The following is an 11919-nucleotide window of genomic DNA, read 5'->3' on the forward strand; positions in this document are numbered from 1 at the left end:
TCAATGTCCCTATTATTCAAACATACCGCTGCGGAGCATGTCGACCTCCTTTTCCGTCAGGAAACGCCAGTCGCCTCGGCGCAGATTCTTCTTGGTCAGGCCGGCAAACTGCACGCGGTCGAGGCGTGTAACACGGTAACCGAGGTGTTCAAAGATGCGGCGAACGATGCGGTTCTTGCCACTATGTATCTCGATTCCAATCTGTTTCTTGTCGTTCTCATCGGCATATTCAATCGCATCGGCGTGGATTTCACCGTCTTCCAGCTCAATTCCGGCGGCAATCTTCTGCAGGTCGTCTTCAGGAATAACCTTATCGAGCCGAACATGATAGACCTTCTTCTTCAAGAACTTGGGATGTGTGAGCTTGCTGGCCAAATCTCCGTCGTTAGTCAGCAGGAGTACGCCCGTCGTATTGCGGTCCAAGCGACCCACAGGATAGATTCTTTCGGGGCAAGCGTCCTTTACAAGGTCCATAACTATCTTGCGTTGCTGCGGATCGTCACTGGTTGTCACGTAATCTTTGGGCTTGTTTAGCAGCACATAGACCTTCTTTTCGAGCGAAACCGGCTGATCATGGAACTTGATTTCATCGGAACGGAGCACCTTCGTACCCAGTTCGGTGACAACGTTGCCGTTTACGCTGACCACTCCGGCCTGAATGAACTCGTCAGCCTCGCGACGTGAGCACACACCTGCGTTAGCTAAGTACTTATTCAAGCGTATCGGCTCGTTAGGATCAATGTGCTCTTCTTTGTATTCAATGCGTTTTTTGAGGCTATATTTCGCATTTGGGTCGTAGCCCGGCCGATTGTTGTAGCCATAGTTGTTGTTATAGCCGCCTTGCGGACGCCCATAACCGCCACGATTGTTGTAACCTCCGCGGTTGTTGTAGCCACCTTGCTGGCCATAACCGCCACGGTTGTTGTTGTAGCCGCCGCGATAGTTGTTGTAACCGCCTTGCGGACGACCGTAACCGCCTTGCAGACGGGGCTGATAGCCACCTTGTGGGTCGTCGGGATTGCTGTTGAAGCGAGGCCGATAGCCTCCTTGTTGCGGCCTTCCGTAGCCACCTTGCATGCGAGGTTGGTAGCCGCCGGCCTGCATGTCGTCGGGATTATTGTTGAAACGCGGGCGATAGCCACCTTGTTGCGGCCTTCCGAAGCCCCCGCCACGGTGATTATTGTAGCCACTCGGCTGCGGACGGCCGTAACCGCCTTGACGTGGCTGGTAAGGACGCTGCGGACGGTCGCCGTTTTGCAGTGCCGAACCGAAGCCTTCGGGGCGGAACCCGCCTTCGTTTTCGCTGTCGTTGTGATCTGTGGTGTAGGCACGTTGGTTGTGAATGCGCGGGCGTTGTGGGCGACCGCTGCCTTGATAGTTGTTGGTGTAACCTCCTGTGGGACGTGAGTAGCCCTCACGGGTGCTTTCATTCTGTTCTGTTGACAGGTCCTGAGCTTTGTTTTCTAATTCTGAATCCATGTTTGTTTTAATTTATTTCAGCCTCGCGGCCGGGTTAATACTTTTTATTTCATTCAAAAATATGATGTGATTCGTTTATTCGTACTATATTTTTCTACATTAATTATCATCATCTTTTTTCGCAATTCGGCCTCCCTTCCTTTGGAGGAGCCGGGAGAGGCTCTCCCTTTTTGGCCGAGATGGGGTCTTAAATCCCCGTATAATTCCACGGAGTAATGGCCATCAGCTCGGCTTTCACGCTGTCGCTGACCTCCAATTCCTTGATGAATGCGTGAATAGTTTCCTCATTCATCTTCGCATTCGTACGTGTCAAGGCCTTCAAAGCCTCGTAGGGATGCGGGTAAGCCTCGCGACGAAGGACGGTTTGAATGGCCTCTGCGACCACCGCCCACGTGGCTTCAAGGTCGCTATGTAGCTTCTCTTCGTTCAGAATAAGCTTGTGAAGACCTTTCAAAGTGCTCTGAATAGCGATGACACTATGGCCGAATGGGACTCCTATGTTTCGCAAGACTGTGCTGTCGGTGAGGTCGCGTTGCAAGCGACTCACAGGCAGTTTGCGGGCCAAGAATTGCAGCATGGCATTGGCAATGCCGAGGTTTCCCTCGCTGTTCTCATAGTCGATGGGATTCACCTTGTGGGGCATTGCGCTCGAACCCACCTCACCCGGCTTGATTTTCTGCTTGAAATAATCCATCGAAATGTACATCCAAAAGTCGCGATTGAGGTCAATCATGATTGTATTAATGCGACGAACGGCATCGAAAAGCGTGCCCAGATGGTCGTAATTGCTGATCTGTGTGGTCCATTGTTCGCGTTCCAATCCGAGTTTTTCGATGAAACGGTTGCCGAAAGTGCGCCAATCATATTGCGGATAGGCCACATGATGCGCGTTGAAATTGCCCGTTGCACCACCGAATTTGGCTGTTATCTTGCAACCTTTCAGTGTATTCAACTGCTCTGTCAGGCGGTAAACATACACCATGACTTCCTTTCCAAGTCGTGTAGGAGAGGCAGGTTGGCCGTGAGTCTTGGCCAACATCGGCACGTCTTTCCATGCCTCGGCATATTGCTTGAGCTGATTGATGAGTTCTTCCACTTGCGGATAGTACACCGTTTGCAGGACTTCTTTGACCGAAAGCGGCACGGCCGTGTTATTGATGTCTTGAGACGTGAGCCCAAAATGAATGAATTCCTTGCACACTTCAGGCCCTCCGATGTTGTCAAACTGCTCCTTGATGAAGTATTCCACGGCCTTTACGTCGTGATTGGTGGTGCGTTCTATCTCCTTGACACGGGCTGCCTGCGTCTCGTCAAAGCGGCGATAGATGTCGCGCAACGGCTCGAATAGCTTGTGATCAAAGCCTTTCAGCTGCGGCAAAGGGAGTTCGCAAAGCGTGATGAAATACTCTATTTCGACGCGAATGCGGTAACGTATCAGCGCATATTCAGAGAAATAGTCGGCAAGCGGCGCGGTCTTTCCCCTGTAACGGCCATCAATCGGCGAAACGGCAGTCAGTTCATCAAGATTCATTATGATAGATGCAATATGATAATATGATGTTGCAAAGATAGCGATTTCGGCCGGAATAGGAGCGAAACAGAATAATAAATAACATTAAATTCGCGGGATAGCGAACCGAAACAGGCCCATTGCCGGAACGGACGCACGGACCGTGCGTCCCTACATGCACTCGAATGGTTTATAATCTCAGCCATTTTACCGCGTAATATGGCTGAGATTAGCGGCTAATATGACCTATTTTGCCGTGCAAAATGGGTGAGATTGGAACGCCATCTCCAAACGATTGGTTTTCAAAGTGTTGGCTCTTCTTCCTCGGAGGAGTTGAGGGTGGTGGCAATCGGTGGGGCGGAAGGGGTCTCGATTTCCCCGTCTTTCATGTGAATGGTGCGGTCGGTGATGGCAGCAAGACCCTCGTCGTGGGTCACAATGACGAAGGTTTGACCGAATTTCTCGCGCAGTTCAAAGAAGAGTTGGTGCAGTTCGGCCTTGTTTCTGCTGTCGAGACTGCCCGAAGGTTCGTCGGCTAAGATGACAGCAGGGCTGTTTACGAGAGCCCGGGCCACTGCCACACGCTGCTTTTCTCCGCCCGAAAGCTCGGCAGGCTTATGGCCTGCGCGGTCGGAAAGGCCCATGAAAGCGAGCAGTTCCAAGGCACGTTGCCGGGCCTCGGCTGTGTTCTTGCCGGCGATGTAGGCCGGAATCATGATGTTTTCAAGGGCAGTGAACTCGGGCAAAAGCTGGTGGAACTGAAACACAAAGCCGATGTGACGGTTACGGAAGTCGCTGAGTTTGCGCGTTGAAAGGCTGCGCACGTCGATGCCATCGATAGTGATTGAACCCGTATCAGGCTTATCGAGCGTGCCGATAATCTGCAACAAGGTGGTTTTTCCGGCCCCCGAAGGCCCCACGATGCTGACGATTTCGCCCTTGTCGATGTGCAAATCGATGCCTTTCAGCACCTGAAGACTGCCGAAACTCTTGGTGATATGCTTGATGTCTATCATAATTCTATGTGTTTTGAGATTGCTTTCTGCGTCGCCGTTCCACCCATCTTGCGAGCGATTCCCACGCACTATGCTCCTCTGTATGCTGCGATTGGGAGTACGTCATCTCCTCTTGATTGCCGTATTGGTCGGGGAATATGATGAGCAGGTTGCGGCCGTTGAAGTAGCGTTTGATTTCATCGGGCAGGTATTCCAGCGCGTTCTTGTAGGAAACGGTGCCCTTTCGGGCCGTCACAATGACCAGCAGATGGTCGCCAGCGATGCTGGTTGCCAACTGTGGAAGGGCGTTCCAATGAGGCATTTCGGTGTATTCGGCGCGCACTTGTGGGTGGCGGTTGCGGATAAATTCATTGACATGGGAGAGCGTGTCGGTGCGTCCATGGAACTGAATGCGGCACTCCAAGTTGCCAGCCAAGCGGGCCAAGCGTTCCAACCAACGGTAGAATCCGGGTTCAAACTCGGCGCGTGAGGGCACCGCAACCTGTATTCTTCGGATGGTATTCAGCGGTTGTTGAAGTCTTGCCATCATGATTTGGCGGTTCAATCCGTTGAAGAGACTCTGGTGAAACTCGCCCCAAAACCTTGAAGAAACCTCTTTATGGGTGTGCATTCCGATGAGAATTTCAGAGGCTTGGAACTCTTTAAAGGCATGCTTTATGCCGTTGGCAATGTTGGCAGCCACGCGAGTTTGCGTCTGAACACGCACATCTGAGCCGGCACAATAGCGTGTCATTTGCTCCAAAAGCCGCTTGCCTCGCTCGATATTTCGCTCCATCTGCGCGTCATCATAGACCACATTGAGGGCCACAAGCCCGCGGTTCAGCCTGCGATTCTGCATGAGAATGGCCATGTTCATCAGGCGTTCGGCATACTCGGGATACTTCACTGGGACGAGAATCTTCTCATCTGTCTCGCGATTCGACTCAGATGGCATCTCTTTATCACGCAGAATGATGCGTCGGGCCGCCTGTTCTGTGATGACACTTGATATGATACAGGTGAACAAAATCATGATGATTACGGCATTGAGCAGCTGTGCATCGACGACAGGAGAGCCATCTATGGCCGGCAGTTTCATGCCAATCATCACCATGGCGATGGCACCTGCGGCGTGAGCGGAGGTCAGTCCGAACATCATGTGACCTGAACTCAGGGGCAAACGGAAGCCGATACACGACGCATAAGCGGCCAAGGCTTTGCCCAATGTGCCGAAGAAAACAATGCAAACCACGGCCCACAGAATGCCACCGCCCGCGAAAAGCAGACGCACATTGATGAGCATTCCCACGCCAATGAGGAAATATGGAATGAAAACGGCATTGCCGATGAACTCTAATCTGTTCTTCAACGGCGACACAGATGGGATATATCGGTTCATAATCAAACCCGAAAGGAAGGCGCCAAAGATGCCTTCTAAGCCGATAGCTCCACTCAAAGCGGCACACAAAAACAGCATAGCAAGCACGAAGATGAACTGCATCACGGCGTCACTATAGCGGCGGAGGAACCACCGGGTGAGCCGCGGTAGTAAGAAAATCACGCCGGTGCAGTAGACAATGAACTTCACTGCGAAGGTCAACCAGAACATGATGCCGCCCTCACCGCTGCTGGATGCCACGATGGCCGCAAGGAAGATGAGGGCGAAAAGGAAAGAAATCATGCTCGAACCTACGCTCAACGTGACACCAGGTTTACGCTGCAAGCCGTATCGACTGACGATGGGATAGGCCACAAGTGTGTTGCTTGCCATGATACAACCCAGCAACAAGGCGGACGTAATGCTGTATCCGAGCAACCGAATGCCGGCAAAATAGGTGAGCAAAAAGGGCACACTGAACGTCAACAGCCCAAAAATAATCAGGCGGTTCTTGTTTTTCCGCACGCTCTCCATATCCATTTCGAGGGCCGCAAGAAACATGATATAGTAGAGACCTACGCGCCCGAAGAGTTCGAAAGAGTCGTCGCGGACGAGTATGTTCAGCCCGTATCGCCCCACAACTACGCCAGCCAACACCATTCCGATGATGTGTGGAATGCGCAATTTCCCCATGATAATCGGTGCAAGAAGGATTATCAGCAACACCACAAAGAAGACAAGCGTGGGGTCTGTGATGGGAAAATAGCGGGCAAACAGTAGCATATCCGGCACAAAGTTACACATAAAATGCCGAAAAATGACTATTGTCGCCATGCAAAATGAAATAAAATGTCACGCTGGTGCGCTGCCGTGACCGCGCTCAATCCTTCAACGAATATGTCACCGTCGTCACAACCCTTACCTTTTTGATGTAGGGTGTGTTCGAGTCGCGGTCTTCGATGCTGAATTGTCCTTGGTCGGCACTCACGATTTTGTCGAGTTTCGAGTGGCTATTCTTGGCAAACTGTTGGGCTGTGGTCTCGGCGTTGGCAATGGCTTCCTGCATCATGCGGGGCTTCATGGCCTTGAACGAAACATATTCGTATTCGATGTTCGTGTCATAGTCACCCGCAACGATGGCGATGCCCTGCTTTAGTAACTCGCCTTGGCGGGCAATAATGCTCCTCACGAGGTCCACCTTGCGCGAGGTAACCGTGATAACAAGCGTGGCATAATAGCGATATTCCCGGTCGTTAGACGAATATTGCTCAGCTTTCACATCAGTTACTTTCGGAGCATTGATGCTAATCTCGCTGGGTTGAATGCCGTTCTTGATGAGGAAGGCTCTAATCTTCTGCTGTTTCACGGCAATGCGGTCGTAAAGCAGGGGAAGTTCGTCGCCAACTTCCTTAGCCACGATGGGCCACGTCACTTTGTCGGCCGCAACTTCCCGTTCGGCCAATCCCTTCACACTCACCTTGCGGTCTTTGTTGGCGTAGTTGTCGATACCACCTTTGATGAAAAGGCCCAAAGCCATAATGCCTATGGCGATGATAGCTGCTGACAAGATTCTTTCTTTCATACGATGAATAACTTTAAGGTTTGGAAATTAGAACATGATTTGGTTTCGCTTTTAAAACGTTGAAGCCATCCCTTTTAGTATGTTTTGGCAGACTTGCACATGATAAAATAATGATTCGTTTCCTCTTTCGGCCTTTTCATAACGCCACATCCCTCATATTCCTTTGGCTTGGTTGGCAATATAGACGCCAAAGAGTATCAGTGCGCTGCCAATATAGGCCATGAGCGTCATAGGTTCATTGAGGAACAGCGCTCCGGCAATGACGGTCGTGACCGGATTCAGGTAGATATAGTTCGAAGCTTTCATGGCTCCGATTTTGCGGATAACCCAACTCCAAAGCACAAAACAGACGAACGATGCCACGAAGCCCAAGAACAGCAGGTTAGTCCAGATGTCCAGTCTGAGAAAATCGCCCCGCGGGAATGTCCACGGCTTGAAAACGAACACTGGCAATATGGTGAGCAGCCCGTAAAAGAAGACCTTTCGGGTAATAAATACAGCTCCATAGCGTGCCGATGCCCGTTTCATCAGCAAGCTATATATGGCCCATGCCACAGCAGCGGCCAAGGCAAGGAGGTCACCAAGGGGATTAAGATGGAGCACGAAGTGGCCGTTGAAGATGACGACGCCCACACCGGCCAGCGCAATCAATGATCCTGCGATGAGCCGAGGGTCGGCCTTGACGCTTTTCACCATGGCAATAGCCATGCAGGTGGTGAGAAGAGGAGCCGTACAGACAATGAATGACACGTTAGTGACATAGCTAATGCCCACCGCCATGTTCTCGGAAAGGAAGTAAAGTGAGCCACCCGTGATGCCAAGGAGGGCCATCAAGGCCTCGTCTTTCCAGGTGTTGCTGAACAAACGCTTGGGAGAGATAAACCAAATGCAGGCGTAGGCAATCAGAAAGCGCAGCAGGAAAATCTCTTGAGGTTGCAGTCCACCCAAGATAAGATACTTCGTATTGATGAAAGTTCCGCCCCAACAGAGCACGGTAACAATGCCAACGACATGCGCCCCGATTGATTTCCTTTCATTCATTTCCCCGTTTCTTCTCGTTTTTCCGTTTGCAAAGTTAGCCTTTTTCTTTCGTTTCCGCAACACCGTCTGCACTTTTGCTTGCCAACACCGTGCCGCCGGTGTTGTAATATGGCCCATATTGCCGTGCAATCTCAGCCATTTTACCGTGTAATATGGCTGAAATTGCGCGGCAAAATGGCAGAGATTAGATCGCAATAGGAGCTAAAACGATTCTCAGGGTCAGAAAGACGGTTGCTCATCGCACACGCTCATGGCCTCAAGAGGCTTGTTGGTCGTGATGAAATCCACGCCAAGTTGCTTCATCGCCCGCATGTCTTCGACCTTGTTTACCGTCCAAACGTTCACGTCCATGTTCAATCTGTGGGCCTCGGCCACCCAATCAGGGTGCTTGCGCAGCACTTTCAGCTGGTAGTCTATGCCTGTGATGCCGTCTCGGGCGAGCGTTTCGGGTGCAATGTCGCCGTTCAAGTAGGCCACGCGAGCCTTGGGAGCGCATCTCACCAGCTCTTTACACACGTCAAGACTGAAAGAAATATACTCCACTTTGCCGGCCACGCCGTATTTCTCTACGGCTTTCACCGCCGCTTGCGCCGCAGCAAGATTGGCATTCCGCTCGGCATGCTTCTTGATTTCGATGATCAGCTTCGTGGAGCTCTTGGTTTTCTTCATCATTTTCAAGAAGGTTTTCAGTTCGGGCATGCGCTCTCCGTTCGCCAAAACCAGTTTTTTGCATTGCGCATAAGTGGAGGTTTGAATGGTGACGCCCCCAAACGACGGGTCATGGTTCACCATCAGATGGCCATCGGCAGTGATCCAAATATCAGTTTCAGAGCCATAGATGTTCAATTCGAGGGCATTCTGAAGCGAAGCCCGTGAGTTTTGCGCCGCACCCTCCTTGTCCCAATATCCTCTATGGGCAATCACTCGGGTTTGGGCGCCTACATTCAAGGCCAACATGAATGCCGCCAGCAGCATGATCGGTTTCTTTTTCATTGTATATCAGAATTAAAATAAACGCTGCAAAGGTAAAGTTATTCACAAGAAAAACAAAATAATCGGGCAGGAAAAAGCGTGTCGGCCGCTCTCTTTGCCGATGTACGACGACATTTGCGGCCCGCTTGGCATGGATTATCATCGTTTTTATTATCTTTGTAGCGTCATATCGCTAACCTTTCAGGCACATAAGGACAATCCTTTTAACGATTTTAATGATGACTTCTATGACAAGCATGGCACAGACCAAGGAGAAACAGATGCAACAAAAGGCGCGTCGCCTCATCAATATGATGACGCTCGACGAGAAAATCAGCCAGATGATGAACGAAACGCCAGGCATTCCGCGCCTCGGAATCAAGCCTTATGACTGGTGGAATGAGGGACTTCACGGCGTTGGAAGAGACGGACGGGCCACCGTTTTCCCCCAACCTATCGGCATGGGTGCCACGTTTAATCCGGCTTTAATCAGGCAGATTGGCGACGCAATTGCCACAGAAGGCCGCGCAAAATATAACGTTGCGCAACGCAACAATAACTATGCTCGCTACACAGGGCTTACATTTTGGTCGCCAAACATCAACATCTTCCGCGACCCAAGATGGGGTCGGGGCATGGAAACTTACGGAGAAGACCCGTTTCTCACAGGCACATTGGGCACCGCCTACGTGCAGGGAATGCAGGGAAGCGACCCGTTCTATCTGAAAGTGGCAGCCTGCGGAAAGCATTATGCAGTGCATTCGGGCCCCGAAGCCACGCGCCATGAGGCCAATGTCTCGCCCACCAAGCGCGACCTTTTCGAGACTTATCTGCCTGCTTTCAAGATGCTTGTGCAGCAAGGTCATGTAGAAGCCATCATGGGAGCCTACAACCGCGTCTACGGCGAAGCCTGTTCGGGCAGCAAATATCTGCTGACCGACGTGCTCAGAAAGCAGTGGGGGTTCCGCGGACACATTGTTTCCGACTGCGATGCCTTGGCAGATATCCATGCAGGACACAAGATAGTGAAGACCGAAGCAGAGGCTTGTGCCATCGCAATCAAGGCAGGTTTGAACATAGAATGCGGGCACACGTTCGAAGCAATGAAGCAGGCTGTGGCGCAAAAGCTGCTGACTGAGCCGGAAATCGACCGTGCATTGCTGCCTTTAATGATGACAAGACTGAAGTTAGGTATATTAGAATACGACGCAGAATGCCCCTACAACGAAGTCAAGGAAACCGAAATTTGCAGCCCGGCGCATATCGCCTTGGCCCGCAAGGCAGCTGCGGAAAGCATGGTACTCCTCAAGAACAACGGCATACTTCCGCTTGATAAGAACCTCCACACCCTCTTTGTTGCCGGCCCGGGAGCGTCGGATTCCTTCTGGCTCATGGGCAATTACTTCGGCATTTCCAACCGTTATTGCACCTATCTTCAAGGCATTGCCGACAAAGTAAGCAGCGGAACGGCCGTCAATTTCCGCCCCGCTTTCGGGGAAAGCACGCCCACCAAGAACACCATCAACTGGGCATTGGACGAGGCTGTCGCTGCAGAAAAGACCATAGTTGTCATGGGAAACAACGGAAATCTTGAGGGAGAAGAGGGCGAATCCATCGCTTCTGAGACCCGCGGAGACCGCGTTTCAATGCGTTTACCAGCGTCACAAATGAAGTTCCTCCGCGACTTAAGGGCCCGAAAAAGCGGCATCGTGGTCGTATTGACAGGCGGAAGCCCCATCGACGTGCGTGAAATCAGTCGCTTGGCCGACGCTGTTGTCATGGCATGGTACCCCGGACAAGAGGGCGGTTACGCCTTGGCCGACTTGCTATTCGGCGACGAGAACTTCAGTGGACGGCTGCCCGTGACCTTCCCCGAAAGCACAGATGCACTGCCACCCTTCGAGGATTACGCGATGAAAGGGCGCACCTATAAATACCAAACGGCCCACATTCAATATCCGTTTGGCTACGGACTCTCCTACACCACCGTCACTTATGCCCATGTAAAGGTCGAAACGATGCCGCAGAAAGGCCGGGGCATGACCGTCAGTGCAGTGCTGAAGAACACCGGAAGCAAGGCCGTCGACGAGGTGGCACAGGTATATCTCTCCGCTCCGGGAGCCGGAACGACGGCCGCTTTGGCTTCACTTGTAGCCTTCAAACGCATCGGTCTGCAGCCCGGCGAACAACAGTTGGTCCGTTTCGACATTCCTTTCGACCGACTACTCACCGTTCAGGAAGACGGAACTGCACAGCTCTTGAAAGGCAACTACACCATAACTGTCGGCGGAGCTGCCCCCGGCGAGCGCACGAAAGCATTGGGCATAAGCACGACAACAACCGCCTTCCACCTTTGAACATTGAACTTTGAACATTGAACTTTATGATTTGGGCCCTTTCTGTAAGCGTCGGGCAAATCATAAAGCAAGGAGAACACACCCTTTTCATTAGAACAAAACGTCGTTTTCTTCAGAAGGAAACGTTGCTTCCATCAGAGAAAAACTTGCTTGTATCAGAAGGAAACATCGCTTCCGTCAGAGAGAAATGTTGCTTGCATCAGAAGGAAACATCGCTTCCGTCAGAGAGAAATGTTGCTTGCATCAGAGGGAAACGTTGCTTGCGTCAGAAAGAAACGTTCTTGCATCAGAGGGAAACAATCTTTCCATAGGCATTCCGTCCCTTTTCCTCCTATTCTCATGCGCTTATCACCATGGAGATAAGACTTTATCACCATGGTGATAAACATTTATCTCCATGGTGATAAGATTCTATCTCCACGGTGATAACGCTATTCCTTCCGCAGCAAAAAGTGGCGAGAACGGTTGGAAATCCAACAACCTCCCCTTTATTGCCGTCTCCGCCCAGCAAAAAAAATCCTCAATTACAGGGAAACGATGGCCCAACTTCACGCCGGCCAAGGAACAACTCGGCAAATCCTATCATGGTTGATTGCCGTTTCATG

The 11919-nt window shown here is 51.4% G+C and carries 9 protein-coding genes; 2 read left to right on the plus strand and 7 right to left on the minus strand.

Annotated features, from left to right (window positions below):
• Positions 1-12: 12 nt before the first annotated feature.
• From H164_RS0109855 to H164_RS0109890, 7 genes are all read right to left on the minus strand, one after another.
• The gene (locus H164_RS0109855; RefSeq protein ID WP_019968467.1) at positions 13-1479 is read right to left on the minus strand and encodes a pseudouridine synthase; all 1467 of its coding nucleotides are present in this window, start codon (positions 1477-1479) and stop codon (positions 13-15) included.
• 187 nt (positions 1480-1666) lie between these two features.
• Positions 1667-3010 carry an adenylosuccinate lyase gene (purB, locus tag H164_RS0109860; protein ID WP_019968468.1) on the minus strand — a complete coding sequence of 448 codons (1344 nt, stop codon included), beginning with the start codon at positions 3008-3010 and terminating at the stop codon, positions 1667-1669.
• 281 nt (positions 3011-3291) lie between these two features.
• Positions 3292-4005 carry an ABC transporter ATP-binding protein gene (locus H164_RS0109865; RefSeq protein WP_008564263.1) on the minus strand — a complete coding sequence of 238 codons (714 nt, stop codon included), beginning with the start codon at positions 4003-4005 and terminating at the stop codon, positions 3292-3294.
• A gap of 4 nt (positions 4006-4009) precedes the next feature.
• Positions 4010-6145, minus strand: a complete 2136-nt coding sequence (locus H164_RS0109870) for a cation:proton antiporter (protein WP_026356334.1) — start codon at positions 6143-6145, stop codon at positions 4010-4012.
• Positions 6146-6242: 97 nt separating this feature from the next.
• A complete protein-coding gene (locus H164_RS0109875; protein ID WP_008564265.1) occupies positions 6243-6944 on the minus strand; it encodes an SIMPL domain-containing protein in 702 nt (233 codons plus the stop codon).
• A gap of 153 nt (positions 6945-7097) precedes the next feature.
• Positions 7098-7985, minus strand: a complete 888-nt coding sequence (locus tag H164_RS0109880) for a DMT family transporter (RefSeq protein WP_019968470.1) — start codon at positions 7983-7985, stop codon at positions 7098-7100.
• 219 nt (positions 7986-8204) lie between these two features.
• Entirely contained in the window at positions 8205-8978 is a 774-nt protein-coding gene (locus tag H164_RS0109890) for a glycerophosphodiester phosphodiesterase (protein ID WP_019968472.1), read from the minus strand.
• Between the two features lie 215 nt (positions 8979-9193).
• Here H164_RS0109890 and H164_RS0109895 point away from each other — a divergent pair, with 215 nt between their 5' ends.
• Together H164_RS0109895 and H164_RS0109905 are read left to right on the plus strand one after the other, a co-directional pair.
• Positions 9194-11314, plus strand: a complete 2121-nt coding sequence (locus H164_RS0109895) for a glycoside hydrolase family 3 N-terminal domain-containing protein (RefSeq protein WP_019968473.1) — start codon at positions 9194-9196, stop codon at positions 11312-11314.
• A gap of 397 nt (positions 11315-11711) precedes the next feature.
• Positions 11712-11906 (plus strand): hypothetical protein, encoded by a 195-nt coding sequence (locus H164_RS0109905; RefSeq protein ID WP_019968475.1) that lies wholly within the window; start codon positions 11712-11714, stop codon positions 11904-11906.
• Positions 11907-11919 lie beyond the last annotated feature (13 nt).

The sequence above is a fragment of the Segatella maculosa DSM 19339 = JCM 15638 genome (assembly GCF_000382385.1).
Classification (GTDB): Bacteria; Bacteroidota; Bacteroidia; order Bacteroidales; family Bacteroidaceae; genus Prevotella; species Prevotella maculosa.

Bases quoted from the DNA above. Each gene is read 5' to 3' on its own strand.
- H164_RS0109855 (WP_019968467.1), bottom strand. From the start codon at position 1,479: ATGGATTCAGAATTAGAAAACAAAGCTCAGGACCTGTCAACAGAACAG.
- purB (WP_019968468.1), bottom strand. From the start codon at position 3,010: ATGAATCTTGATGAACTGACTGCCGTTTCGCCGATTGATGGCCGTTAC.
- H164_RS0109865 (WP_008564263.1), bottom strand. From the start codon at position 4,005: ATGATAGACATCAAGCATATCACCAAGAGTTTCGGCAGTCTTCAGGTG.
- H164_RS0109870 (WP_026356334.1), bottom strand. From the start codon at position 6,145: ATGCTACTGTTTGCCCGCTATTTTCCCATCACAGACCCCACGCTTGTC.
- H164_RS0109875 (WP_008564265.1), bottom strand. From the start codon at position 6,944: ATGAAAGAAAGAATCTTGTCAGCAGCTATCATCGCCATAGGCATTATG.
- H164_RS0109880 (WP_019968470.1), bottom strand. From the start codon at position 7,985: ATGAATGAAAGGAAATCAATCGGGGCGCATGTCGTTGGCATTGTTACC.
- H164_RS0109890 (WP_019968472.1), bottom strand. From the start codon at position 8,978: ATGAAAAAGAAACCGATCATGCTGCTGGCGGCATTCATGTTGGCCTTG.
- H164_RS0109895 (WP_019968473.1), top strand. From the start codon at position 9,194: ATGATGACTTCTATGACAAGCATGGCACAGACCAAGGAGAAACAGATG.
- H164_RS0109905 (WP_019968475.1), top strand. From the start codon at position 11,712: ATGGTGATAAGATTCTATCTCCACGGTGATAACGCTATTCCTTCCGCA.